General features: G+C 72.1%; 23 protein-coding genes. 13 read left to right on the top strand and 10 right to left on the bottom strand.

Features of this window, described 5'->3' with window-relative positions:
* The first annotated feature begins 48 nt into the window (after positions 1 to 48).
* The gene (locus AB0898_RS25145) at positions 49 to 1041 is read left to right on the top strand and encodes an adenosine deaminase (protein WP_366805234.1); all 993 of its coding nucleotides are present in this window, start codon (positions 49 to 51) and stop codon (positions 1039 to 1041) included.
* Here AB0898_RS25145 and AB0898_RS25140 read toward each other — a convergent pair.
* On the bottom strand, positions 1005 to 2495 hold the full coding sequence (locus tag AB0898_RS25140) for an MFS transporter (protein WP_366805233.1): 1491 nt from the start codon (positions 2493 to 2495) through the stop codon (positions 1005 to 1007). The two genes, AB0898_RS25145 and AB0898_RS25140, sit on opposite strands and share 37 nt — an antisense overlap.
* A gap of 599 nt (positions 2496 to 3094) precedes the next feature.
* Here AB0898_RS25140 and AB0898_RS25135 point away from each other — a divergent pair.
* The 7 genes from AB0898_RS25135 to AB0898_RS25105 all read left to right on the top strand — a co-directional run bounded on the left by AB0898_RS25135 (position 3095) and on the right by AB0898_RS25105 (position 10120).
* Positions 3095 to 4045: a 5-dehydro-4-deoxyglucarate dehydratase gene (locus tag AB0898_RS25135; protein WP_366805232.1), complete on the top strand. Its 951-nt coding sequence runs from the start codon at positions 3095 to 3097 to the stop codon at positions 4043 to 4045.
* Positions 4042 to 5331 carry a glucarate dehydratase family protein gene (locus AB0898_RS25130; RefSeq protein WP_366805231.1) on the top strand — a complete coding sequence of 430 codons (1290 nt, stop codon included), beginning with the start codon at positions 4042 to 4044 and terminating at the stop codon, positions 5329 to 5331. The genes AB0898_RS25135 and AB0898_RS25130 overlap by 4 nt, the downstream gene beginning before the upstream one ends.
* A gap of 111 nt (positions 5332 to 5442) precedes the next feature.
* On the top strand, positions 5443 to 6597 hold the full coding sequence (locus tag AB0898_RS25125) for a carbohydrate kinase family protein (RefSeq protein ID WP_407078399.1): 1155 nt from the start codon (positions 5443 to 5445) through the stop codon (positions 6595 to 6597).
* A 278-nt stretch (positions 6598 to 6875) separates the two neighbouring features.
* Positions 6876 to 7946: a PhoH family protein gene (locus tag AB0898_RS25120; protein ID WP_366805229.1), complete on the top strand. Its 1071-nt coding sequence runs from the start codon at positions 6876 to 6878 to the stop codon at positions 7944 to 7946.
* Positions 7947 to 7958: 12 nt separating this feature from the next.
* The gene (ybeY, locus tag AB0898_RS25115; RefSeq protein ID WP_199583750.1) at positions 7959 to 8456 is read left to right on the top strand and encodes an rRNA maturation RNase YbeY; all 498 of its coding nucleotides are present in this window, start codon (positions 7959 to 7961) and stop codon (positions 8454 to 8456) included.
* A gap of 9 nt (positions 8457 to 8465) precedes the next feature.
* Positions 8466 to 9764 (top strand): hemolysin family protein, encoded by a 1299-nt coding sequence (locus tag AB0898_RS25110; RefSeq protein WP_366805228.1) that lies wholly within the window; start codon positions 8466 to 8468, stop codon positions 9762 to 9764.
* The gene (locus AB0898_RS25105; RefSeq protein ID WP_366805227.1) at positions 9761 to 10120 is read left to right on the top strand and encodes an MmcQ/YjbR family DNA-binding protein; all 360 of its coding nucleotides are present in this window, start codon (positions 9761 to 9763) and stop codon (positions 10118 to 10120) included. The genes AB0898_RS25110 and AB0898_RS25105 overlap by 4 nt, the downstream gene beginning before the upstream one ends.
* Before the next feature lie 46 nt (positions 10121 to 10166).
* Here the strand turns inward: AB0898_RS25105 and AB0898_RS25100 are convergent, their stop codons facing one another.
* Positions 10167 to 11597: an MFS transporter gene (locus AB0898_RS25100; protein ID WP_366805225.1), complete on the bottom strand. Its 1431-nt coding sequence runs from the start codon at positions 11595 to 11597 to the stop codon at positions 10167 to 10169.
* A 187-nt stretch (positions 11598 to 11784) separates the two neighbouring features.
* On the opposite strand from AB0898_RS25100, the gene AB0898_RS25095 reads away from it, so the two are divergent.
* Both AB0898_RS25095 and AB0898_RS25090 read left to right on the top strand, forming a co-directional pair.
* A complete protein-coding gene (locus AB0898_RS25095; protein ID WP_366805282.1) occupies positions 11785 to 12600 on the top strand; it encodes a helix-turn-helix transcriptional regulator in 816 nt (271 codons plus the stop codon).
* Complete coding sequence (locus tag AB0898_RS25090) at positions 12597 to 12947, top strand: cytidine deaminase (RefSeq protein WP_366805224.1); 351 nt, start codon at positions 12597 to 12599, stop codon at positions 12945 to 12947. The genes AB0898_RS25095 and AB0898_RS25090 overlap by 4 nt, the downstream gene beginning before the upstream one ends.
* 242 nt (positions 12948 to 13189) lie before the next feature.
* Here AB0898_RS25090 and AB0898_RS25085 read toward each other — a convergent pair whose 3' ends face one another.
* Positions 13190 to 13528, bottom strand: coding sequence for a P-II family nitrogen regulator (locus tag AB0898_RS25085; protein WP_361107238.1), 339 nt, complete (start codon positions 13526 to 13528; stop codon positions 13190 to 13192).
* Entirely contained in the window at positions 13525 to 14814 is a 1290-nt protein-coding gene (locus AB0898_RS25080) for an ammonium transporter (RefSeq protein ID WP_366805223.1), read from the bottom strand. Before AB0898_RS25080 ends, AB0898_RS25085 begins: the two co-directional genes overlap by 4 nt.
* Positions 14815 to 15020: 206 nt before the next feature.
* Between AB0898_RS25080 and era the strand changes: the two genes are divergently transcribed.
* Entirely contained in the window at positions 15021 to 15974 is a 954-nt protein-coding gene (gene era, locus AB0898_RS25075) for a GTPase Era (RefSeq protein WP_366805222.1), read from the top strand.
* Between the two features lie 14 nt (positions 15975 to 15988).
* On the opposite strand, the gene AB0898_RS25070 is transcribed toward era, so the two are convergent.
* Positions 15989 to 16918, bottom strand: a complete 930-nt coding sequence (locus tag AB0898_RS25070) for an AraC family transcriptional regulator (protein WP_366805221.1) — start codon at positions 16916 to 16918, stop codon at positions 15989 to 15991.
* A gap of 147 nt (positions 16919 to 17065) precedes the next feature.
* Here AB0898_RS25070 and AB0898_RS25065 point away from each other — a divergent pair, with 147 nt between their 5' ends.
* Entirely contained in the window at positions 17066 to 17824 is a 759-nt protein-coding gene (locus AB0898_RS25065; protein ID WP_366805220.1) for an SDR family oxidoreductase, read from the top strand.
* A gap of 14 nt (positions 17825 to 17838) precedes the next feature.
* On the opposite strand, the gene AB0898_RS25060 is transcribed toward AB0898_RS25065, so the two are convergent.
* Genes AB0898_RS25060 through AB0898_RS25040 form a run of 5 tightly spaced genes read right to left on the bottom strand, consistent with a single transcriptional unit; the run spans position 17839 to position 21768 of the window.
* Positions 17839 to 19155, bottom strand: coding sequence for a GH1 family beta-glucosidase (locus AB0898_RS25060; RefSeq protein ID WP_366805219.1), 1317 nt, complete (start codon positions 19153 to 19155; stop codon positions 17839 to 17841).
* A 53-nt stretch (positions 19156 to 19208) separates the two neighbouring features.
* A complete protein-coding gene (locus AB0898_RS25055) occupies positions 19209 to 19550 on the bottom strand; it encodes a MerR family transcriptional regulator (protein ID WP_366805281.1) in 342 nt (113 codons plus the stop codon).
* Between the two features lie 50 nt (positions 19551 to 19600).
* Positions 19601 to 20353 carry an SDR family oxidoreductase gene (locus AB0898_RS25050; RefSeq protein WP_366805218.1) on the bottom strand — a complete coding sequence of 251 codons (753 nt, stop codon included), beginning with the start codon at positions 20351 to 20353 and terminating at the stop codon, positions 19601 to 19603.
* A gap of 59 nt (positions 20354 to 20412) precedes the next feature.
* A complete protein-coding gene (locus tag AB0898_RS25045; protein ID WP_366805217.1) occupies positions 20413 to 20679 on the bottom strand; it encodes a protealysin inhibitor emfourin in 267 nt (88 codons plus the stop codon).
* A 21-nt stretch (positions 20680 to 20700) separates the two neighbouring features.
* Complete coding sequence (locus AB0898_RS25040; protein ID WP_366805215.1) at positions 20701 to 21768, bottom strand: M4 family metallopeptidase; 1068 nt, start codon at positions 21766 to 21768, stop codon at positions 20701 to 20703.
* Between the two features lie 334 nt (positions 21769 to 22102).
* Here AB0898_RS25040 and leuA point away from each other — a divergent pair, with 334 nt between their 5' ends.
* Entirely contained in the window at positions 22103 to 23824 is a 1722-nt protein-coding gene (leuA, locus tag AB0898_RS25035) for a 2-isopropylmalate synthase (protein WP_366805214.1), read from the top strand.
* Positions 23825 to 24018: the final 194 nt, after the last annotated feature.

Raw genomic sequence — 24018 nt, 5'->3', positions numbered from 1 at the left:
CCCGGGCGCCCGGATGAAGGGGCGGGTAAAGGGCCGTACGATGCTCTGATGCCCCTCCCCAAAGCTGAACTGCACCTGCACATCGAAGGCACCCTGGAGCCCGAGCTGGCCTTCCGGCTGGCCGGGCGCAACGGCGTGACGCTGCCCTACGCCGACACCGAGGCGCTGCGCGAGGCGTACCGGTTCGAGGACCTCCAGTCCTTCCTGAACCTGTACTACGAGCTGATGGCCGTCCTGCGCACCGAGCAGGACTTCGAGGACCTCGCCAACGCCTACCTCGCCCGCGCCGCCGCGCAGGGTGTCCGGCACGCCGAGATCTTCTTCGACCCGCAGGCGCATCTGGCCCGGGGCGTGGACATGGGCACCGTGGTCGAGGGGCTGTGGCGCGCGCTGGGTTCATGCGTGGAGAACCACGGCGTCTCCACCAAGCTGATCATGTGCTTCCTGCGCGACGAGTCCGCCGAGTCCGCGCTCGCCACCCTGGACGCGGCCAAGCCGTACCTGGACCGGATCACCGGTGTCGGCCTGGACTCCGCCGAGGTCGGCCACCCGCCGGTGAAGTTCCGCGAGGTGTACGAGGCCGCCGCCGCGCTCGGTCTGCGGCGCGTGGCGCACGCGGGCGAGGAGGGGCCGCCGGAGTACATCACCGAGGCGCTGGACGTGCTCGGCGTCGAGCGCGTGGACCACGGGCTGCGCTGCATGGAGGACCCGGCGCTGGTCGAGCGGCTGGTCCGCGACCGCGTCCCGCTGACCCTGTGCCCGCTGTCCAACGTGCGCCTGCGCACCGTGGACACCCTGGCCGACCACCCGCTCCCGGCGATGCTGGAGGCGGGCCTGATGTGCACGGTCAACTCCGACGACCCCGCCTACTTCGGCGGCTACGCGGGCGACAACTTCGCCGCGGTCCACGAGACCCTCGACCTGTCCCAGGACCGCCTGCGCGAACTGGCCCGCAACTCCTTCCTCGCCTCCTTCCTGGAGGACGACGAGGAGCTGCGCGCCCGCTACCTCGCCGAGGTGGAGGCGTACGAGTTCGAGTGACCGGGGAGCGCGCGGACCGGGAGGCCGGGGGCGGTTTCCGCCAGGAGGGGTTCCAGGAACGGGACCGTCTCGGGGCGGGGCGCCCGGTCCGCGAGCACCGGGCCGGGGAGCAGCGGGTCCAGGAGCGCTGGGCCGGGCAGCATCGGGTCCGCGAGCACCGAGTCCGGGAGCGTCGAGCCGGATAGCGCCGGGTCCGTGATCTCGGCGAGGGGGATTCCGGCGAGAGAGATCTCCGCGAGGGAAGCCTCCGCGAGAGCGGTCTCCGCGTGCGGGAGTTCCGCGAGCGGGATCTCCACCACCGGCAGGTCCGCGACCCGCGTCGTCCGCCGTGCCGGGGCGGTCGCGCGCAGAGCCGCCGCCGTCATCGGCACCGCTGAGACCAGCAGGACGAGGGCCAGTATCCGGCCCATCGCCGGGTAGCCCGCCCACACCGACAGCAGGCTGCCGGCCAGCGGTCCGGCCGCCGTGCCCAGCGAGCCGGCCGAGCCGACCAGCACCGCCCAGCGCCCGCGCGGATCGAGGGAGGCGGCGAGCCCGATGACGTACGACAGGACGAGCGGGTAGCAGGCGTTCCAGGCGATCTCCCCGCCCGCGAACGACACAGGGCCCGAGGCCGACGCGCTGACCACGACACAGGCCGCGATGAGCGCCGTACCCACGCCGATCGGCACCGCGCGGCCCATGCGCGGGCCGAGCGCGCCCGCGCCGAGGACGCCGAGCAGCCCGGCGCCGAGCGCGGCGGCGAACACCGCGCCGACGGTGACCTCGGTCAGATGCGCCTGGGCCAGCCCGATCCGGCCGCTGACGCCCCACAGGGAGTTCTGCGCGAGGGACCAGCAGGGCATGGCGGCGGCAAGGAGCAGCCCGGTGCCCCGGTGGGGGAGCGGGGCGGGAGCGGCGGTGGCCGTGGTGGCGGCCGTACGGGAGGGCAGGCGGCCGGTGAGGGGGAGGACCGCGAGCGCGGTCAGGGCGATCGCCGCGAGCGGCAGGCCGTGGCCCGGGCCGAGATGCGGGATCGTCAGATAGAGGGCGCCGGCGAGGGCGGAGACGGTGAGCAGTCCGAGCGTGGTGACCCGGTGCGGGTCGGGGCGGCCCGCTATGCCGCTCGCGGCGACGGCCGTGGCGGTGCCCGAGCCGAGGCCGCCGACGAGCACGCCCGCGACGACCGCCGGGACGGAGCCGGTGAGGGCGGCGGTGCCGTAGCCGAGGACGGCCAGGGTGAGGCCGGCGCGGGCGAGGGCGCGCGCCCCGGCCCGTCCGCCGCGCGCGGCGAGCAGGAAGCCGGCCGTGGCGGAACTCAGCAGCAGCGCGCTGCCGGTGGCCCCGGCCTCGGTGGCGGTGAGAGGGAGCCCGGCGTCGAGCCGGCCGACGGTGGTGGGCAGCAGATACGGCGCGAGATACCCGGCCGTGAAAAGGGCGACGAGGGGCCAGGGGGTGGTGCGGGGGGCGGACACGGGCGTTCCCAGGGCAGGCGAGAGCGACGGCTCGAAAGGATGCGGGAGAGGGGGGAGAGACGCCGGTGGTCCGGGGGACGGGAGGGCGCGAGCAAGTTGTATCAAGCACGTGGTTTCGAGCAGAAGTTGAATGCGTGTGATCTGGGTCACATGTGGTTTGGGGTGTGCGAGTGCGGGTAATGGCTTGCGCTCCTCCGGGTGGGTGGCCGGGTGAACGGTCGGTTTGTGATCTCGGGTGATCACAAACGGCCGTGGATGCGCTATGGTTGATCACGTCGCGGTCGCCGGAACTCCCGGTGGCGGACAGTGCGTTGGTGGTCCAAGGAAAGACGCCCCGCTTCCTGCGGGGAAATGCAGGTGCAAGGCCTGCCCGGCGCTCGATCGAGCCCCATCCCGCCGCTCGGCGGGGTGGGGCTCTTTGCTGTGCGCCGCCGTGCGTCGCCGTGCGCCCGCCCGCGCTCCCGTCGTGGCCGCCGTGCCCGCGCTCCGGCCGCGCGCCCCTCCGCCCCCTCCTCGATGCGCCATTGACGGTGTCATGTACGTGTACCTAGCCTCTGTTCTCATACGTGATCGGCATTCACAAGGGGAGATGATGGCCGATGAGCGACGACGGCCCGGGCCCGCGCGACGTGGCACGGCGACTGCGGGAGGGCATGGCGCGCGGCGTGCTGTCCTTCCCGCTCACCGCCTTCCGTGACGACGGCTCCCTCGACCCCGACGGCTTCCGCGCCCATGTGGCCTCCCGGCTCGCGGCCGGACCCGGCGCCCTCTTCCCGGCCTGCGGCACGGGCGAGTTCTTCTCCCTGGACGAGGACGAGTACCGCCAGGTCGTCGCCATCGCCGTCGAGGAGACGGCCGGACGCGTGCCGGTGGTCGCCGGAACCGGGTACGGCTGGGCGCAGGCCGCCCGCTTCGCCCGCATCGCCGAGGAGGCCGGCGCCGACGCCCTGCTGGTCCTCCCGCACTACCTCACCGCCGCCCCGCAGGCCGGCCTCGTCGCCCAGCTGGAGCAGCTCGCCGCCCGCACCCGGCTGCCCCTCATCACCTACCAGCGCGGCCAAGTCGCCTACGACACCGAGGCGTTGCGGCGCCTGGCGCGCATCCCCGGGGTCATCGGCCTCAAGGACGGGCACGGCGACCTCGACCGCCTCCGGCGCCTCACCCTCGCCGCCCCCGAGGACTTCCTCTTCTTCAACGGCGCCGCCACCGCCGAGCTCCAGGCCCGCGCCTACGCCGCCGTCGGCGTCCCCGCCTACTCCTCCGCCGTGCACGCCTTCGCCCCCGAGATCGCCCGCGCCTTCTTCACCGCCCTGCGCGGCGGCGACCACGGCACCACCGAGAAACTGCTCCGGGAGTTCTACGGCCCCTTCGCCGACCTCCGCGACCGGGTGCCCGGCTACGCGGTCTCCCTGGTCAAGGCGGCGGCGATGCTGCGCGGACAGCGGGTCGGACCCGTGCGCGCCCCGCTCACCGACCCCTCCGACGCCGACCTCGGCGCGCTGCGGGAGCTGCTGGCCGCCGGGCTCGACCTCGTGGGGGCCGCGCTGTGAACCGTGAACTGACCGTGGTGGACGTCCGGTTGACCCCCGTCCTGGTGGCCGACCCGCCGCTGCTCAACACCCAGGGCGTGCACCAGCCGTACACCCCCCGGCTCATCGTGGAGGTGGTCACGGCGGGCGGGGCGACCGGGCTCGGGGAGACCTACGGGGACGCCGCGTACCTGGAGCTCGCCCGCCCGCTGGCCGACCGTCTCATCGGCCGCTCGGTCACGGATGTGAACGCGCTCTTCGCGCTCGGGCTCGACGTGGACGAGAGCCGGGTGCGCGGCGCGCTGGACGCGGGCGGGCTGCGCGGGGTGCGCAGCGCGGACAAGCTCCGCCTCTCCGTGCTCTCCGCCTTCGAGGTCGCCTGCCTGGACGCGCAGGGCCGGGCGTCCGGGCTGCCCGTGCACGCGCTGCTCGGGGGCCGGGTGCGGGACTCGGTGGAGTACAGCGCGTACCTCTTCTACAAGTGGGGCGCCCACCCGGACGGCGTGCCGCACGAGCCGGACGACTGGGGTGCCGCGCTCGACCCGGAGGGGATCGTCGCGCAGGCCCGCCTCTTCGCGGAGCGGTACGGGTTCACCTCCTTCAAGCTCAAGGGCGGCGTCTTCCCGCCCGAGCAGGAGGTGGCCGCCGTCCACGCCCTCGCCGAGGCGTTCCCCGGCCATCCGCTCCGGCTCGACCCCAACGGCGCCTGGTCCGTGCCGACCTCGCTGAAGGTGGCGGCCGAACTCGCGGACGTACTGGAGTACTTGGAGGACCCGACGCTGGGTACGGCGGGCATGGCCGAGGTGGCCGCCGGGTGCGGGGTGCCGCTCGCGACCAACATGTGCGTGACCACCTTCGGGGAGATCAGGGAGGCGTTCCTGCGCGACGCCGTGCAGGTCGTCCTCTCCGACCACCACTACTGGGGCGGACTGCGCAACACCCGTCACCTCGCGGCGATATGCGCGGCCTTCGGGGTCGGGGTGTCCATGCACTCCAACACCCATCTCGGCATCAGCCTCGCCGCCATGACCCAGGTCGCGGCGACCGTGCCCAACCTCCACCACGCGTGCGACTCGCACTACCCGTGGCAGTCGGAGGACGTGCTCACCTCGCGGATCGCCTTCACCGAGGGCCGGGTCGCGGTGTCCGAACAACCCGGCCTGGGCGTCGAGTTGGACCGCGACGAGCTGGACCGGCTGCACCGGCGCTGGCTCGAAGACGACGGGCGGCTGCGCGAGCGGGACGACGCGGCGGCGATGCGCGTGGCCGAACCGGGCTGGCGGACACCGGTGATGCCGCGCTGGTGACGCGGGCGCGCGGCCGGTACCACCTGCGGTGGACGTCGTCCCCGGACCCGCCCGGTACGGGGCCGGTGTGGTGCACACTGGCCAGATCCGTACCACGCCAGGGAGCTCGCCGTGACCCCGTCCCCCGCGACCGCCGGAGAGGAAGCCGGAGGAGAACCGGAACACCTCACGCAGGCAGCGCGCCGCCAGGCGCAGGTCGACCCGCTGGCCGGCCTGCGCGCGCCCGGCGATCCGCCCTTCGACGTCTATCTCACCGGCACGGTCTTCCTGGACATCGTCTTCACCGGCCTGGACTCCGCGCCCGTGCGGGGTACGGAGTCCTGGGCGCGGGGGATGGGGTCCAGCCCCGGCGGGGTCGCCAACATGGCCGCCGCGCTGGCCCGGCTCGGCCTGCGCACCTCGCTGGCGGCGGCCTTCGGGGACGACCACTACGGGGACTACTGCTGGGACGCGCTCGCGCAGGGCGAGGGCATCGACCTCAGCGCGTCCCGCACGGTGCCGGGGTGGCACTCGCCGGTGACGGTCTCCATGGCGTACGAGGGCGAGCGGACGATGATCTCCCACGGTCACGAGCCGCCGCCGGAGGAACCGGCCCCCGACTGCCCGCCGTCCGCCCGCGCGGCGATCGCCTCGCTGACCCCCGGCATCCGCGCCCCCTGGATCGCCCAGGCCGCCCGGCGCGGCACCCGCGTCTTCGCGGACGTGGGCTGGGACGACACGGGCGCGTGGGACCTCGCCGGGCTGGCCGACCTGGAGCACTGCGAGGCGTTCCTCCCCAACGCGGAGGAGGCGATGCGGTACACCGGCGCGAGCAGCCCCCGCGCGGCCGCGCACGCCCTGACCGCGCACGTCCCGCTCGCCGTCGTCACCCTCGGCGCGGAGGGCGCCTACGCGGTGGACCGCCGCACGGGGGAAACGGCCGAGGTCCCCGCGATCGAGGTGGAGGCGCTGGACCCCACGGGCGCGGGCGACGTCTTCGTAGCGGGCTTCGTCACAGCCACCCTCGCCGGCTGGCCCCTGGCCGACCGCCTCGCCCTGGCCGGCCTGACGGCCGCCCTCTCCGTCCAGGAATTCGGCGGCTCCTTGTCCGCCCCCGGCTGGTCCGAGATCGGCGCCTGGTGGCGCCGAGTCCAGTCCCTGCCCGCCCAGAACCCCACCCCCCTCCACCGCTACGCCTTCCTCGACGCCCTGGTCCCACCCCACCTGGACCGCCCCTGGCCCCTCCGCCGAGCAGTCCCGACGATCGGCTTCGGCCGGTCGGCGTAGCAGGGCGATTCCGCTGTGCCGCGCAGCGGGATCGTGTCCGCGAGGGCAGCCCCCGTACCTCATCGGCCGCCCTCAGCCCCACCCCGCTGCCCCGCGCAGCGGAATCGCCCCCGGAGGGACAGGCCGCCGTCGGAGCCCAGGGCACCGGCCCCCCACCCCCCAACCGGAGGAAAACCGCTGCGGGGTTGTCGGGGCCCCGTCGTACTCTGGACAGTGCGAGGCCGTCCTTGGATGGGTGGCCGTGATGAGGAGGATTCGCAGGCCCTGAGCGCCGGCCCATGACTCAGACACCCACAGCTCAGACTTCCGCGCAGCGGGCGCGAGCGCAGATCAGCATTCCCGCCCAGCACCCCATGGTGACCGTGCTGGGGTCCGGCGACTCCCTGCTGCGCGTGATCGAGAGGGCCTTCCCGGCGGCCGACATCCATGTCCGGGGCAATGAGATCAGCGCGACGGGCGACCCGGCGGAAGTGGCCCTCATCCAGCGTGTGTTCGACGAGATGATGCTCGTGCTCCGCACCGGGCAGCCGATGACGGAGGACGCAGTGGAACGCTCGATCGCCATGCTCAAGGCGAGCGACAACGGCACGAGCGACGGCCCGGAGACCCCGGCCGAGGTGCTGACGCAGAACATCCTGTCCTCGCGGGGCCGCACCATCCGCCCCAAGACGCTCAACCAGAAGCGTTACGTGGACGCGATCGACAAGCACACGATCGTCTTCGGCATCGGCCCCGCCGGCACCGGCAAGACCTACCTGGCCATGGCCAAGGCGGTCCAGGCCCTGCAGTCCAAGCAGGTCAACCGGATCATCCTCACCCGCCCCGCGGTGGAGGCCGGCGAACGCCTCGGCTTCCTCCCCGGCACGCTCTACGAGAAGATCGACCCCTACCTGCGCCCCCTCTACGACGCCCTGCACGACATGCTCGACCCGGACTCCATCCCGAGACTGATGGCGGCGGGGACCATCGAAGTCGCCCCGCTGGCGTACATGCGCGGCCGTACCTTGAATGACGCCTTCATCATTCTCGACGAGGCCCAGAACACCAGCCCCGAGCAGATGAAGATGTTCCTCACCCGCCTCGGCTTCGACTCGAAGATCGTCATCACCGGTGACGTGACGCAGGTCGACCTGCCGAACGGCACCAAGTCCGGCCTCAGGCAGGTGCAGGAGATCCTGGAGGGCGTGGAGGACGTGCACTTCTCGCGGCTGTCGTCGCAGGATGTCGTCCGGCACAAGCTCGTGGGCCGTATCGTCGACGCGTACGAGCAGTACGACAGCACGCACGGCACCGAGAACGGCGCCCGCAAGGGACACGGTCGCGGCAACGCCGGACACAAGGGGAAGTAGACCAGCACCACCATGTCGATCGACGTCAACAACGAGTCCGGCACCGAGGTAGACGAGCAGGCGATCCTCGACATCGCCCGCTACGCGCTCGCGCGGATGCGCATCCACCCGCTCTCCGAGCTCTCGGTGATCGTCGTGGACGCCGACGCCATGGAGCAGCTGCACATCCAGTGGATGGACCTGCCGGGGCCGACGGACGTCATGTCCTTCCCGATGGACGAACTGCGTCCGCCGGGCAAGGACGACGACGAGCCCCCGCAGGGCCTCCTCGGCGACATCGTGCTCTGCCCCGAGGTCGCCACCCAGCAGGGCAAGGACGCGCCGACCCAGCACTCCATGGACGAGGAGCTCCAGCTGCTCACCGTCCACGGCGTCCTGCACCTCCTCGGCTACGACCACGAGGAGCCCGACGAGAAGGCCGAGATGTTCGGGCTCCAGGCCGCCATCGTGGACGGCTGGCGCGCCGAGCGCGGGATGACCGGGCCGTCCCCGGCGCCGACCGTCTCGTAGGCGGGACACATGAGTCCGCAGATCGTGGTCGGCGCGATCGCGCTGATTGTCGTGGCCTGGCTCGCCGCCTGCGCGGAGGCGGGCCTCGCCCGTGTCTCCAGCTTCCGCGCCGAGGAGGCCGTCAAGTCCGGCCGCCGGGGCAGTGCCAAGCTCGCCCAGGTCGCCGCCGACCCCACCCGCTACCTCAACGTCGCCCTGCTGGTCCGCGTCGCCTGCGAGATGGCGGCGGCCGCGCTCGTGACGTACGCCTGCCTGCGGGAGTTCCCGGACACCTGGGAAGCCCTGCTGATCGCCATCGCGGTGATGGTGCTCGTGTCGTACGTCGCCGTCGGCGTCTCTCCGCGCACCATCGGCCGCCAGCACCCGCTGAACACGGCCACGGTCGCGTCGTACGTCCTGCTGCCGCTGGCCAGGATCATGGGCCCGATCCCCTCGCTGCTGATCCTCATCGGCAACGCGCTCACCCCCGGCAAGGGCTTCCGGCGCGGCCCGTTCGCCTCCGAGGCGGAGCTGCGCGCGATGGTCGACCTCGCGGAGCAGGAGTCGCTGATCGAGGACGAGGAGCGCCGCATGGTGCACTCCGTCTTCGAGCTGGGCGACACCCTGGTGCGCGAGGTGATGGTGCCGCGCACCGACCTGGTCGTCATCGAGCGGTACAAGACCATCCGTCAGGCCCTCACCCTCGCCCTGCGCTCCGGGTTCTCCCGCATCCCGGTCACCGGCGAGAGCGAGGACGACATCGTCGGGATCGTGTATCTCAAGGACCTGGTCCGCAAGACGCACATCAACCGCGACGCCGAGAACGACCTCGTCTCCACCGCGATGCGCCCCGCCGTCTTCGTGCCCGACACCAAGAACGCGGGCGACCTGCTGCGCGAGATGCAGAAGGACCGCAACCACGTCGCCGTCGTGATCGACGAGTACGGCGGCACGGCCGGGATCGTCACCATCGAGGACATCCTGGAGGAGATCGTCGGCGAGATCACCGACGAGTACGACCGCGAGCTGCCGCCCGTGGAGGAGCTGGGCGACGGCCGCTACCGGGTCACCGCCCGCCTGGACATCACCGACCTCGGCGAGCTGTACGGCCTGGAGGAGTACGACGACGAGGACGTGGAGACCGTCGGCGGACTGCTCGCCAAGGCGCTCGGGCGTGTCCCCATCGCCGGCGCCTCGGCCGAGGTCGAACTCCCCGACGAGCGGCGCCTGAAGCTCACGGCGGAGGCCGCGGCGGGCCGCCGGAACAAGATCGTGACGGTGCTGGTCGAGCCCGCCGGAAGCCGGGCCCGGGAGGAGAAACCCGAGTGAAGCCCCAGGAGTTGCGCGCCCTGTGTCTGTCCTTCAACGCGGTCGTGGAGGACTTCCCGTTCAACCCGGAGACCTCGGTCTTCAAGGTGCTGGGCAAGATGTTCGCCCTGACGAACCTGGGCGCGCGGCCCCTGACGGTCAACCTCAAGTGCGACCCGGAGGACGCGGTCCGGCTCCGCACCGAGCACGAGGAACTGATCGTCCCCGGCTGGCACATGAACAAGCGCCACTGGAACACCGTCACGGCGGACGGCGCCCTCCCGGACGCCGTCCTGCGTGAACTGGTCGAGGATTCCTACGACTTGGTCGTGGCCGGACTGCCACGGGCGGAGCGGCTGCGGCTCGACCGCCCGTGACGGCAGGGGGTTCCGGACCCCAACCGGCCCGGCGTACGGGGGGTGTTCAGGCCCCCGCCCGTCCCCGGCGCAGCCCCGCCCCCACCAGTGCGGCGGCCGCCAGCACGATCGCCGCGTCCAGGCCCAGCACGGTGTGGACGCCGGAGAGCAGGTCCGGGGAGGCGGCGGCGAGGCTGCCGAGGAGCGGGATGCCGACCGTGACGCCGACCTGCTGGGTGGAGGTCACCAGGCCCGTGGCCAGGCCCTGTTCGGTGTCCGGGACGCCCGAGGTGACGGTCAGGCCGTACGAGACGATCGCGCCGAGGTGGCACACGCTCGCCAGCGACACGGCGGCGGTGGCGAGCCATGCCGACCAGGAGCCGGTGTCCAGCAGGAGCAGGGTCGCCACCAGCGCGCCCTGACCGGCCAGCGAGACGACCAGGGTGCGCGGGGCGCCCAGCCGGCCGATCACCTTGGGGGCGAGAGTGCCCGCGACGACCGACAGGACGCCCTGCACGCCGAAGACGAGCCCGGTCTCGAACGCGGACAGGCCCAGGATCTCCTGGAGATACAGGGTCAGCACGAAGATGACCGCGGACATCATCGAGAAGGTGACCAGACCGCCCAGGTTGCCCCACGCCACCGTGCGGCGGCGCAGCATCGGCAGCGAGACCAGCGGGGCGGGGGTACGGGACTCGATCATCGTGAACCCGGCCAGCAGGGCGAGCCCCGCGACCAGGCAGACCAGCACGTCGGCGTGGCCGAAGCCGCGGTCGGCGGCGCTGGAGAGGGCGTAGATCAGGGACAGCAGTCCGCCGGTGACGGTGACCGCGCCGGGCACGTCCAGATGGCGGTGCGCGGCGGTGCGGGACTCCGGCAGCAGGGCGGGGGCCAGCGGCAGTACGAGCAGCGTGACGATGGTGAGCAGGGCCATCGTGGAGCGCCAGCCGAGCGTGTCGGTGAGGACGCCGCCCGCGATCATGCCGGTGGTGAAGCCGAGGGAGAGCAGGGCGCCGGAGACACCGAGCGCGCGGTCGCGGGCCGGGCCCTCCGCGAAGGTGGTCGTCAGCAGGGACATGCCGGTCGGCACGATGGCCGCAGCGCCGAGCCCCTGGAGCGCGCGGGCGGCGAGGAAGATCTCGGGGTTCCAGGCCAGCGTCGCCAGCAGCGAGGCCGCGCCGAACAGGCCGAGCCCGCCGAGGAACAGCTTGCGGCGGCCGTAGAGGTCGCCGACGCGGCCGAACAGCAGCAGGAAGCCGCCGGAGGGCAGCGCGAAGGCGGTGACGGCCCACTGGAGGGCGGTACGGCTCATGCCGAGGTCTTCGCCGAGGCGGGGGAGGGCCACGTTCAGGACGGAGAAGTCCAGGGCGACCATGAACTGGGCGGCGCACAGGACGAAGAGGACGAGCTTGTCGTGGGGGGACAGCCGTACGGGGCTTGCGGGGGCGGGGAGTTCGCTTGCGGGACGGTTCGGTTCGGTGGTCGTGTCGATCGCCATGGCACGAGCTTGCGGGCGCGGGAAGAAACGCGGGGAGTCGGAACTTATGGTGGTGGTGGCACCACCAGACACGGCGACGACGGGGGAGCGGCACGTGGCGCCTGCGGGCACGGGTACGGGCACGAGTGCGGGTACGGGCACGGGTACGGCGAGAAGTGAACGGCGCACCGAGCTGCGGGAGTTCCTGATGAGCCGGCGCGCCCGGGTGAGCCCCCAGGAGGCGGGGCTGCCGGCGGGCGGCGTGCGGCGCCGTACGCCCGGGCTGCGGCGCGAGGAGGTGGCCGTGCTCGCGGGCGTCGGCGCGTCCTGGTACCAGTGGCTGGAGCAGGGGCGGGACATCTCCGTCTCCCCGCAGGTGCTCGACGCGGTCGCGCGGGTGCTGCGGCTCAGCGACGCCGAGCGGCGGCACCTCTATCTGCTCGCCGGGCTGAACCCGCCCCCGCCCCAAGTCGTCCCGGACCGGCGGGACATGTGCGAGGGGCTGCGGCGGCTGATCGACACCTGGATGCCGTATCCGGCGCACATCATGGACCGCTACTACAACTGCGTGATGTTCAACCACGCGGCCGCCGTGGTGTTCGGCATGGGGCGCGGAGGTACTCCCGGCAACTGTCTGGTCGACTTCTTCACCGACCCGCTCTACCGGTCGCGCAACCGGAGCTGGGAGCGGAACGCGCGCACGGTCGTCGCGCAGTTCCGCGCGGTGTACGCCGGCTGCCCCGACGACGAGGGCTTCCAGGCCGTCCTCGCCGAAGTCGGCGCGGCCAGCCCCGAGTTCCGCCGGATCTGGGCCGAGCGGGACATCGAGGACCAGGGGCAGATCCGCAAGGAACTGGAACACCCCGTCGCCGGGCGGCTCGTCGTCGAGTCCACGGCGATGCAGGTGCCCGCCCGCCCCGACCTCCTCGTCGTGATGCACACCCCGCTGGACGAGGCGGACACCGCGGCCAAGCTGGAGTGGCTGGCGGGGGAGGGTTCCGCGGTTCGTATGCTCGGGGCATGAGCGAGAACGAGCTTGATCCTGAGGACCGGAAGATCGTGACGCTGGCGCGGTCGGTACGGGCGCGGAACGGCGTCGCCGAGGGGGCGGCGGTACGCGACGAAACCGGGCGTACGTACGTCGCCGGCTCCGTGGAACTCCCGTCCCTGTCCCTGAGCGCGCTGCGCACGGCCGTCGCCATGGCCGTGGCTTCCGGGGCGAGGTCTCTAGAGGCGGCGGCGGTGGTGTCGGAAGCGGTGGCGGTCGCCCCGGCGGACCTCGCCGCAGTCGCCGACCTGGGAGGCACGGGCACGCCGGTGTTGCTCGCCGCCCCCGACGGAGTCGTCCACCTGACCGTCTCCTCCACCTGAGGCCCCACTTTGCCCACCACACCCACCCGTCTCGGGAGACTGAAGAGGGCACCGTCACGGAGTCGCAGCTCGGGTGGGTGAGAAAGGCCCCGGCACTGCCGCCCCTCCCTGTTCGACCGGCGTCAGCCGCCGACGTGAGCTGAGCAGTCCGTCCGGGCGTTGCCGCCGCTCGCTGCCTGACCGGCGTCAGCCGTTGGCTTGGGCTTGAGCAGGGGTAAGGGCGGGCGGGTGGGCAGGCTTGGTCAGAGCGCCGCAGGCCCCCGCTCGCCCGTCCGTACCCGTACCACCGTCTCCACCGGTACCGCCCACACCTTGCCGTCCCCGATGCGCCCGGTCCGTGCCGCTTCCACCACCGCCGAGATCGCGTCGTCGGACACCGCGTCCTCGACCAGGACTTCGAGGCGGACCTTGGGGACGAGGTCGACCTGGTATTCCGCGCCCCGGTAGACCTCGGTGTGGCCGCGCTGGCGGCCGTAGCCGCTGGCTTCGGTGACGGTGAGGCCGTGGATGCCGAGGGCGCGGAGTGCTTCTTTGACCTCGTCGAGGCGGTGGGGCTTGACGACGGCGGTGATGAGCTTCATGCGGGGGTGCCGGCCTTCCGGACGGGGGCGCCATGGCCCAGGACCCCGTGATCGTAGGCGGTCTCGGCGTGCACCGTAAGGTCGAGGCCGGTCCGTTCGTGCTCCTCGCTCGCGCGCAGGCCCATCAGCCGGTCCAACAGCTTCCCGAGGCCGTACGTCATCGCGAAGGCGTACGCGCCCACGGCGAGCACCGCCACCGACTGCCGGCCGAGCAGCGCGAACCCGCCCCCGTGCAGCAGCCCCTCCGCCCCGCCGGTCAGCGCCCGGTCCGCGAAGACCCCGATGAGCAGCGTGCCGATGATCCCGCCGACCAGATGGACGCCGACCACGTCCAGGGAGTCGTCGTAGTTCAGCCGGAACTTCCAGCTCACGGCGTACGAGCAGACGACGCCCGCCGCGAGCCCGACCACCAGCGCGCCCAGCAGGGAGACGACCCCGCAGGCGGGGGTGATGGCGACAAGCCCCGCGACCGCGCCCGAGGCCGCGCCGAGCGTCGTCGGATGGCCGTCCCGCTTCTGCTCGACCAGGAGCCAGCCAAGGAGGCCGGTGCAGCCGGCCGCGAGGGTGTTGAGGAAGGCCGCCGCGGCGAGCCCGTTCGCGCCGAGCGCGGAGCCCGCGTTGAAGCCGAACCAGCCGAACCAGAGCAGACCGGCACCCAGTACGACGAAGGGGATGTTGTGCGGGCGCATCGCGTCCTTCTTGAAGCCGAGGCGCGGGCCGAGGACCAGACACAGCGCGAACCCCGAGGCCCCCGAGGTGATCTCCACCGGCAGCCCGCCCGCGAAGTCCAGCGCCCCCAGGCCGCCGCTGCCTATCCAGCCGCCCGGACCCCACACCCAGTGCGCGACCGGAACGTATACGAGCAGCGTCCACAGCGGCACGAACACCAGCCACGCCGGGAACCGCGTCCGGTCCGCCACCGCCCCGCTGATCAGCGCCGCCGTGATGATCGCGAAGGTGAGCTGGAAGGTCGCGAAGAGGAGGGTGGGGACCGTGCCGTGCAGCGAGGACGGGCCGATGTGGGCCATGCCCGCCTCGCGCAGGCCGCCCAGCAGGCCCGCGCCCAGGTCCGCGCCGAACGCGAGCGAGTAGCCGCCCGCCAGCCACACCACCGTGACCAGGGCGATGGACACGAAGCTCATCATCAGCATGTTCAGCACGCTCTTCGCGCGGACCATGCCGCCGTAGAAGAGGGCCAGACCCGGGGTCATCAGCAGGACCAGGGCGGTGGCGGCGAGCAGCCAGGCGGTGTCGCCGGAGTCGGCGTGCGCGGCGGCGAGGGACACGGGCGTCTCCAGCGGGAAGGGGGGCGCGGGCTCGTCAGAGGGTCACCGGTCCGCGTTTCCGGTCGCCTACAAGGGCGTTACCGTGATGTTTCGGAGCGTGACACCCAAGGACGAGGGCCGCGATGTCCGGCCGTACCGCGCCCCCGCACCGGACCCCCGCACCCGCCCGTGCGGCGCCGCTCCGAGGATCAGGGAGAATGGTCGGCATGAGCGTTCGTACCCAGTCATCCGAGCGGTCGGGCGACCACGTCCACCGCGCAGGCTTCGCGTGCTTCGTGGGCCGCCCCAACGCGGGCAAGTCCACCCTCACGAACGCTCTCGTCGGGCAGAAGGTCGCGATCACCGCGAACCAGCCGCAGACGACGCGGCACACCGTGCGCGGCATCGTCCACCGCGACGACGCCCAGCTGATCCTGGTGGACACCCCCGGCCTGCACAAGCCGCGCACGCTGCTCGGCGAGCGGCTGAACGACGTGGTGCGCACCACCTGGGCCGAGGTCGACGTGATCGGCTTCTGCCTCCCGGCGAACGAGAAGATCGGCCCCGGCGACCGGTTCATCGCCAAGGAGCTGGCCGGGATCAAGAAGACGCCCAAGGTCGCGATCGTCACCAAGACGGACCTGGTCGACTCCAAGACCCTCGCCGAGCAGCTCATCGCCATCGACCAGCTCGGCAAGGAGCTGGGCTTCGAGTGGGCCGAGATCGTGCCCGTGTCGGCGACCGGCGGCCAGCAGGTGGGCCTGCTGGCCGACCTGATCGTCCCGCTGCTGCCCGAGGGTCCGGCGCTCTACCCCGAGGGCGACCTCACCGACGAGCCCGAGCAGGTCATGATCGCGGAGCTGATCCGCGAGGCCGCGCTCGAGGGCGTGCGCGACGAGCTGCCGCACTCCATCGCCGTGGTCGTCGAGGAGATGCTGCCCCGCGAGGACCGCCCGGCCGACAAGCCGCTGCTCGACATCCACGCCAACGTCTACATCGAGCGCCCCAGCCAGAAGGGGATCATCATCGGTCCCAAGGGCAAGCGCCTGAAGGACGTCGGCATCAAGTCCCGCAAGCAGATCGAGGCCCTGCTCGGCACGCCCGTCTTCCTCGACCTGCACGTCAAGGTCGCCAAGGACTGGCAGCGCGACCCCAAGCAGCTCCGCAAGCTCGGCTTCTGACGGACGCCCGGTCGCTACGTCAGCACCCCCGCCGGGCTCCGCGCCGCCTCCCGCAGGCGTGCCGCGTCCCGGCTCGGCGGGGCCCCGAACTGCCGACGGTACTCGCGGCTGAACTGCGACGGGTTGTCGTAGCCCACCCGCCGGCCGACCCCCGTGACGTCGCCGGGGTGCGTCGCGAGGAGCAGCCGCGCCTCCTGGAGGCGGATCTGCTTCTGGAACTGGATGGGGCTCATCGCCGTCACCGCCTGGAAGTTGCGGTGGAACGCCGAGACGCTCATCCCCGACAGCCGCGCCACGTCCGCCACCCGGAACGGCTCCGCGTAGTGTTCCCGGATCCAGCCGACCGCGCGTGAGACATGGCTGAGCCCGCTGTCGGGCAGACCGAGCTGGCGTACCGTGGCGCCCTGCTCCCCGGTGATCAGCCGCCACAGGATCTCCCGCTTGACCAGCGGTGCCAGTACGGCCCGGTCGCGGGGCTCGTCCAGCAGGCGCAGCAGCCGTACGACCGCGTCGAGCAGCTCGGCGGGCGCGTCGCTCACGGCGATTCCCGACGGGGTGCCCTGCGCGGGGCGGGGGAGATCTCCGGGGGCCGCCCGGAGCAGCAGCTCGGCGACGGCCGAGGGGTCCAGGGTGAGGCCGAAGCCGAGGGCCGGATGGCCGGGGTCCGCGCGGATGAAGTGCCCCGTCACCGGCAGATCGACCGACGCCACCAGATACTGCCCGGCGCCGTACGTGAACACCCGCTCACCCAGGGCCAGTTGCTTCGCACCCTGGGCGATCACCGCCAGCACGGTCCCCGACATCGAGGGCTCCGGGGGGTCGGAGCGGTCGACCCGGGAGATGAGCACGCCCTCGACGGCCGTGGTCCAGTCGGGCCGCACATGCCGCTCCAGCAGAGCGCGCAGCTCCTCCAGCAGTGCCTGCGTCCCTCTCTCGTCCCGCATACCGCCATTGCAGCACCTCCGGCCGCCCCGGCTCCCGTCTACGCGAGGATCGTGCAGGTGCGCAAGAGGATCGTTCTATGTTTCCGCAGGTCAGAGGCGCCTAATGGAAGAAGGAAGTCCATCGGCCCGCACTCCTGGAGGAATCCCATGCAGATCGCCCTCGTCACCGGAGCCAGCTCCGGCATCGGACGCGCCGCCGCCGTCGAGATCGCCAAGCGCGGTATCGGTGTCGTCCTCACCTACGGCCGCGACCGGCAGGGCGGGCTCGACACCGTCGCCGCCGTCGAGAAGGAGGGCGGCACGGCCGTCGCGCTGCCGCTGGACCTCGGCGCGTCCGGCACGTTCGACGCCTTCCGGGACGGCGTGGCCGGCGTGCTGCGCGACACCTGGCGGCGGGACACGTTCGACCACCTGGTGAACAACGCCGGACTCGCCCAGTCCGCCCTGATCGAGGACATGACCGAGGACACCTTCGACCTCCTGGCGCGGGTGCTGCTGAAGGGCCCGTACTTCCTGACCCAGAAGCTGCTCCCGCTGATGGCCGACGGGGGTGCGATCGTCAACACGAGCAGCAGCTCGGCGACGGCCGCCGCCCCGGAACCCGGCTACTCCGCCTACGCGGCCCTGAAGGGCGGCCTCAACGTGCTGACCCGGTACATGGCCAAGGAGTTCGCCCCGCGCGGCATCCGCGTCAACGCCGTCTCGCCCGGACCGACCCGCACCCGCCTCGGTGACGACGGCTTCGCCCGCTTCCCCGAGGTCATCCCGGCCCTCGCCGCGCGCACCGCGTTCGGCCGGGTCGGCGAGCCCGAGGACGTCGGCGCGCTGATCGCCGCCCTGGTCTCCGACGAGAGCCGCTGGGTCACCGGCCAGAACATCGAGGTGTCCGGCGGCTACGAGCTCTAGGCGCGCAGGCTCCGCTAGGCGCGCAGGCCGCGCAGCAGCTCCCGGTACCAGCGGTACGACGCCTTCGGGGTGCGTTCCCGCGTCGCGAAGTCCACGTGGACCAGACCGAAGCGGCGGGCGTACCCCTCGGCCCACTCGAAGTTGTCCAGCAGGGACCACACGAAGTAGCCGCGCACGTCGACGCCGGCGGTCAGCGCGCCGTGCAGGGCGCGGACGTGGGCGTCCAGATAGGTGATGCGGTCCTGGTCGTCGAGGCCCTCGTACGAGCAGCCGTTCTCGGTGATGACGACCGGGGGGAGCCGGTCGCCGTAGCGGCCCCGGAAGCCGGTGAGCAGCTCGGTGAGGCCCTCGGGTACGACGGGCCAGCCGAAGTCGGTGACCGGGTAGCCCTCGATCTCCTTGAGGGAGAAGGGGAGTTCGGCCGGGACGGTGACGCCGCCGAACTCGGTGTCGGTGCCCTCGGGGGCGCCCACCCGGGTCGGCGCGTAGTAGTTGATCCCGTACCAGTCCACCGGCTCCCCGATGATCCGGGCGTCCTCCTCGGTGTCGCCCGGCATCAACTCCCCGATGCCGTCCGGGTAGTGGCCGAGGATGACGGGGTCGGCGAACATCCGGTTGAGCAGCAGGTCGTAGAAGGCGGCGGCCTCCTGGTCGGCCGGGTCGGCGGAGGCGGGCCAGGTCGGGCCGTGGGAGTTGGCGATGCCGATGCTTGTCGCACCGGCCGCGCGCAGGGCGCGTACCGCGAGACCGTGGCCCAGGAGCTGGTGGTGGGCGGCGGGGAGCGCGTCGAACAGCAGCTGCCTGCCCGGGGCGTGGATGCCGAGCGCGTGGCCCAGCAGGGTGTGCTCGGCGGGCTCGTTGAGCGTGATCCACTGCTCCACCCGGTCCCCGAGCCGCTCCGCCACCCGGGCCGCGTGATCCGCGAACCGGTACGCGGTGTCCCGCTCCAGCCAGTCCAGCGAGGCGGGCAGATCCCAGTGGAACAGCGTCGGCACCGGCCGCACGCCCGCCGCGCACAGCGCGTCCACCAGTCGGTCGTAGAAGTCCAGTCCGCCCGGGGACTCGACGCGCGGCCAGGAGACGGAGAACCGGTACGCGTCCACGCCGAGGTCCGCGAGCAGCGCCACGTCCTCCGGCCAGCGGTGATAGTGGTCGCAGGCCACCGCCGCCGTCGACCCGTCCTTCACCCGCCCCGGCTCGGCCGTGAACACGTCCCACACCGACGGCTCCCGCAGCCCGGCCGCCCCCTCGATCTGATGCGCCGAGGTGGACACCCCCCACAGAAACCCGTCGGGAAACCCGGGCACAGGACCGCGCGCGTCAGTCGCCATGCGGGGATCATCCGTACCGCCCACCCGTCAAGTCAACGCCCGCGCACGGGAGTTCACCGCGCCAGCGCCGCCGCGAGACGATCGCGTGCCTCGGTCTGGGCTGCGATGCGCGCCTCCAGGACGGCGAGCCGCTCCCGGGCGACCCGCAGGCCCTTCTCGGAGGGCCGTGCCGTGGGCAGGTCGCCGTCCAGGCACGGCAGGAAGACCCGTACGTCGTCCAGGGTGAGCCCGGCGGCCAGCAGATGGCGGATGTTGCGGACGCGGGTCACCGCCCGGGAGTCGTAGACGCGGTAACCGTTGGGCGCGCGCTCGGAGGAGATGAGCCCGGCCTGCTCGTAGTGGCGCAGCGCGCGGGCGGTCGTCCCGGTCTTCCCCGCCAGTTCACCGATCCGCACCCGCGTCACCTCCGGGCCCACTCCTACCATGCGACGCCCCGCGTGGCGACTCACGCCACGACCGCTCCGCCGTCCACGGGGAGGACCACCCCGGTGACGAACGAGGCGTCGGGGGAGGCGAGTCGGGCGATCACCCAGGCCACCTCCTCCGGACGTCCGACACGGCCCAGCGGGGTGTGGGCGAGCTGCCACTCCCGTACGGCGGCCATCCGCTCCGGAGTGAGTCCCTGGTGCACCCCGATGGGGGTGTCGATCGCGCCCGGGGCGACCGCGACCACCCGCACCCCGTGCGGCGCCAGCTCCACCGCCCAGCTTCGGGTGAGGGTCTCCAGGGCGGTCTTGGTCGCGGCGTACACCGAGTTCCCGGGCCACGCCCGCTGACCGACCGACGTGCTGACGTTGACGACCACCCCGCGCGCCTCCTCCAGCGCGGGCAGCGCGGCCTGGGTGAGACGGACGGGGGCGGTGAGGTTGGTGGCGAGCTGGGCGGCGACCGCGTCCGGCGTGAGCGTGCCGAGGGCGCCGCCGCGCACGACGGCCGCGTTGTTCACCAGCACATCCAGTCGCCCATGTGCTTCGAGGACGGCCCGGACGATCCGCTCGGGTCCGCCCTCGGAGGTGATGTCGACGGGCAGCGGGGTGATCCGGGCGTCCCCGGCGGCGGTCTCGCCGAGCGGCCCGGGCCGCCGCCCCACGGCGATCACCCGGGCGTCCTCGGCGGCGAAGGCGCGGGCCGTGGCGCGCCCGATCCCGGTACCGGCCCCGGTGACGACGACGATCCTGTGACGTGTGGTGTCCCTCATGCCGCACATCGTCCGACCCTGCCGCCAACGACAAGGTCAAGCGACGCCGATCCGCCTTCTCACGCGCCCTCCTTCAGCACCCGCGACACCAACTCCCGCTGCGCCTGGGACAGTCGGGGATCGGCGGCGTGGATCGTGCGGCCGTCCACCGTGATCTCGTAGTGGAAGCCGTCCGGTACACCGGGCGGCGGGGTGGAGGGCGCGGAGGCGAGGGCCCGTTCGGCCAGGGTGTGCAGTTCCGCCGCGTCGGGGCGGCCCGAGGTGTCGACCTCGGCCCGCCGCTCGATGCCCGCGAAGCCGCCCGTGCGCCGTACTTGGATACGCATGAGGACCTGTCTAGTACGGAACTAGAGCGTGTGCACCCCGACCTCCTCCCACGCCTTCTCCACGGCCTGGAGTTCCGCCCCCGCGCCGAACCGCTCGCGGGCCGCCTTCACGGTGAGGGTGGCGAAGTCGCCGAACTGGGCGTCCTGTTCGAGGGCGCCGCCGGTCAGCACGTCGTACCAGATCTGTCCGGCCTTCTCCCAGGCGTAGCCGCCGATGGCGGAGGCGACCAGGTAGAACGCGCGGTTGGGGATGCCGGAGTTGATGTGCACGCCGCCGTTGTCCCGGCCGGTGTGGACGTAGTGCTCCATGTCGGCGGGCTGGGGGTCCTTGCCGAGGACGTCGTCGTCGTAGGCGGTGCCCGGTTCCTTCATGGAGCGCAGCGCCTTGCCGGTGACGCGCGGAGCGAGCAGGCCCGCGCCGATCAGCCAGTCGGCGTCGGCGGCGGTCTGGCCGAGCGTGTACTGCTTGATCAGCGAGCCGAAGACATCGGAGAGCGACTCGTTGAGCGCGCCGGACTGGCCGAAGTAGGCGAGGTTCGCGGTGTACTGCGTGACGCCGTGGGTGAGTTCGTGGCCGATGACGTCCACCGGGATGGTGAAGTCGAGGAAGATCTCGCCGTCCCCGTCGCCGAACACCATCTGCTCGCCGTTCCAGAAGGCGTTGTCGTAGTCCTTGTCGAAGTGCACGGTCGCCTTCAGCGGCAGCCCGCCGTCGTCGATGGAGTGGCGGCCGTACGCCTTCAGATACAGCTCGAAGGTGGCGCCGAGCCCCGCGTACGCGCGGTTGACGGTGGCGTCGGAGCCCGGCTCGGAGCCCTCCGCGCGGACCCGGTGCCCGGGCAGGTTCTGGGTGTGCCGGGCGTCGTAGATCGTGCGGTGCGGCTTGTCGGCGGCGGCGCCGTGCGGTTCGACGGCGGTCGCGCCGACGACGGTGGTCAGCCGGCGGCGGGTGCGCTCGAACGCGTCGTGCTCCAGGGAGCGGCGGGCCGGGCCCGACACGCTCGGGTCGGAGTCCTGGGCGAGCTTGTCGAGAAGGTGCGGCGGGATGATCGTGCAGAAGACGGGCTCGAAGTCCCCGTGGGTGCTCATACCTGGAAATGCTTGCACTGCGTGACATCAAAGTCACTAGTTGCCACCGTGATGGATGAAATGCGGTGATGTAAGTCGTCACTCCGCGTCACGAAGTGGTATGGACGTCGATATGGCCGCCTCGATGGCCGCTCCCCGCTCCGGTTCCGCATGCTGATACGCCCCGGCACGTCCGGAACGGCTCGGCTAGGCTGCCCAGCATCATGCGATTCGGGCTGCTTCTCCTTAGCTGCCGCGGCGAGGGCCTGTAGACAAGGCCGACCCCCTCCCCGCGGTGCTCTGGCGTTGCGTCGTCGGCCGTCCGTCCGGACTTTTCCGAGGAGCCCACGCGATCATGGCGAACCGCCAGCAGCCCAGCCCCATGCCGACCCACAAGTACGGCCGGTACGACCAGGTCGACCTCCCCGACCGCACCTGGCCGCAGAAGCGGATCACCACCGCCCCCCGCTGGCTCTCCACCGACCTGCGCGACGGCAACCAGGCGCTGATCGACCCGATGTCCCCCGAGCGCAAGCGCCGCATGTTCGACCAGCTGGTCAGGATGGGGTACAAGGAGATCGAGGTCGGCTTCCCGGCCTCCGGCCAGACCGACTTCGACTTCGTGCGCTCCATCATCGAGGAAGAGGGCGCGATCCCCGAGGACGTGACGATCTCCGTCCTGACCCAGGCCCGCGAGGACCTGATCGAGCGGACCGTGGAGTCCCTGAAGGGCGCCCGCCGCGCGACCGTCCACCTGTACAACGCGACGGCCCCCGTCTTCCGCCGGGTCGTCTTCCGCGGCTCCAAGGACGACATCAAGCAGATCGCCGTGGACGGCACCCGCCTGGTGATGGAGTACGCGGAGAAGCTGCTGGGCCCCGAGACCGAGTTCGGCTACCAGTACAGCCCGGAGATCTTCACCGACACCGAGCTGGACTTCGCGCTGGAGGTCTGCGAGGCGGTGATGGACGTCTACCAGCCGGGTCCGGGCCGCGAGATCATCCTCAACCTGCCCGCCACGGTGGAGCGTTCGACCCCGTCCACGCACGCCGACCGCTTCGAGTGGATGGGCCGCGAGCTCTCCCGCCGCGAGCACGTCGTCCTGTCCGTGCACCCGCACAACGACCGGGGCACCGCGGTCGCGGCGGCCGAACTGGCGCTGATGGCCGGCGCCGACCGCGTCGAGGGCTGTCTGTTCGGGCAGGGCGAGCGCACCGGCAACGTCGACCTGGTCACCCTGGGCATGAACCTGTTCTCGCAGGGCGTCGACCCGCAGATCGACTTCTCCGACATCGACGAGATCCGTCGTACGTGGGAGTACTGCAACCAGATGGAGGTCCACCCGCGCCACCCGTACGTGGGCGACCTGGTCTACACGTCCTTCTCCGGCTCCCACCAGGACGCCATCAAGAAGGGCTTCGACGCCATGGAGGCCGACGCCAAGGCCAAGGGCGTCACGGTCGACGACATCGAGTGGGCGGTGCCGTACCTGCCCATCGACCCCAAGGACGTGGGCCGCTCCTACGAGGCCGTGATCCGGGTCAACTCGCAGTCCGGCAAGGGCGGTGTGTCGTACGTCCTGAAGAACGACCACAAGCTGGAACTGCCGCGCCGGATGCAGATCGAGTTCTCGAAGATCATCCAGGCGAAGACGGACGCCGAGGGCGGGGAGATCACGCCGCGCGACATCTGGGCGGTCTTCCAGGACGAGTACCTGCCGAACCCGGAGAACCCGTGGGGCCGCGTCCAGGTGCGCACGGGCCAGTCGACCACGGACACCGACGGCGTGGACACGCTGACCGTCGAGGCGACCGTGGACGGCGCGGACACGGTCCTGACCGGCTCGGGCAACGGTCCGATCTCGGCCTTCTTCGACGCGCTGCAGTCCGTCGGCGTGGACGTACGCCTGCTGGACTACCAGGAGCACACCATGAGCGAGGGCGCCTCCGCGCAGGCGGCCTCCTACATCGAGTGCGCGATCGGCGACAAGGTTCTGTGGGGAATCGGCATCGACGCGAACACGACACGTGCGTCGCTGAAGGCGGTCGTCTCCGCGGTGAACCGCGCGACCCGCTGACCCACCGCTGACCGGGCCTTTCGGCGCCCGGGCCGTCGTATACGACCTGTGTACGACGGCCAGGGCGCCCTCGTTTATCAGCCGTACCTCACGCGGCGTAATGGGCCGGTCTCGTTCGAGGTACTGACTCGGGCTCCGCAGTGTGGCTAACATCACGCCAGCGCGGCGATGTTGCCGCGTCGTTACGCGCGGAG

It is taken from the genome of Streptomyces sp. NPDC005435, assembly GCF_040703155.1.
Lineage (GTDB): Bacteria > Actinomycetota > Actinomycetes > Streptomycetales > Streptomycetaceae > Streptomyces.
Note: the sequence above shows the minus strand (reverse complement) of the source record. Positions and strands in the feature narration are given on the sequence as shown.

What these genes read in the sequence shown, in the direction of transcription:
- AB0898_RS25110 (WP_366805228.1), top strand. Translation starts at nt 8,466, where the DNA reads ATGAGTCCGCAGATCGTGGTCGGCGCGATCGCGCTGATTGTCGTGGCC.
- AB0898_RS25060 (WP_366805219.1), bottom strand. Translation starts at nt 19,155, where the DNA reads ATGGCGACTGACGCGCGCGGTCCTGTGCCCGGGTTTCCCGACGGGTTT.
- AB0898_RS25045 (WP_366805217.1), bottom strand. Translation starts at nt 20,679, where the DNA reads ATGCGTATCCAAGTACGGCGCACGGGCGGCTTCGCGGGCATCGAGCGG.
- ybeY (WP_199583750.1), top strand. Translation starts at nt 7,959, where the DNA reads ATGTCGATCGACGTCAACAACGAGTCCGGCACCGAGGTAGACGAGCAG.
- AB0898_RS25050 (WP_366805218.1), bottom strand. Translation starts at nt 20,353, where the DNA reads ATGAGGGACACCACACGTCACAGGATCGTCGTCGTCACCGGGGCCGGT.
- leuA (WP_366805214.1), top strand. Translation starts at nt 22,103, where the DNA reads ATGGCGAACCGCCAGCAGCCCAGCCCCATGCCGACCCACAAGTACGGC.
- AB0898_RS25085 (WP_361107238.1), bottom strand. Translation starts at nt 13,528, where the DNA reads ATGAAGCTCATCACCGCCGTCGTCAAGCCCCACCGCCTCGACGAGGTC.
- AB0898_RS25145 (WP_366805234.1), top strand. Translation starts at nt 49, where the DNA reads ATGCCCCTCCCCAAAGCTGAACTGCACCTGCACATCGAAGGCACCCTG.
- AB0898_RS25090 (WP_366805224.1), top strand. Translation starts at nt 12,597, where the DNA reads ATGAGCGAGAACGAGCTTGATCCTGAGGACCGGAAGATCGTGACGCTG.
- AB0898_RS25065 (WP_366805220.1), top strand. Translation starts at nt 17,066, where the DNA reads ATGCAGATCGCCCTCGTCACCGGAGCCAGCTCCGGCATCGGACGCGCC.
- AB0898_RS25135 (WP_366805232.1), top strand. Translation starts at nt 3,095, where the DNA reads ATGAGCGACGACGGCCCGGGCCCGCGCGACGTGGCACGGCGACTGCGG.
- AB0898_RS25070 (WP_366805221.1), bottom strand. Translation starts at nt 16,918, where the DNA reads ATGCGGGACGAGAGAGGGACGCAGGCACTGCTGGAGGAGCTGCGCGCT.
- era (WP_366805222.1), top strand. Translation starts at nt 15,021, where the DNA reads ATGAGCGTTCGTACCCAGTCATCCGAGCGGTCGGGCGACCACGTCCAC.
- AB0898_RS25100 (WP_366805225.1), bottom strand. Translation starts at nt 11,597, where the DNA reads ATGGCGATCGACACGACCACCGAACCGAACCGTCCCGCAAGCGAACTC.
- AB0898_RS25120 (WP_366805229.1), top strand. Translation starts at nt 6,876, where the DNA reads ATGACTCAGACACCCACAGCTCAGACTTCCGCGCAGCGGGCGCGAGCG.
- AB0898_RS25040 (WP_366805215.1), bottom strand. Translation starts at nt 21,768, where the DNA reads ATGAGCACCCACGGGGACTTCGAGCCCGTCTTCTGCACGATCATCCCG.
- AB0898_RS25095 (WP_366805282.1), top strand. Translation starts at nt 11,785, where the DNA reads ATGAGCCGGCGCGCCCGGGTGAGCCCCCAGGAGGCGGGGCTGCCGGCG.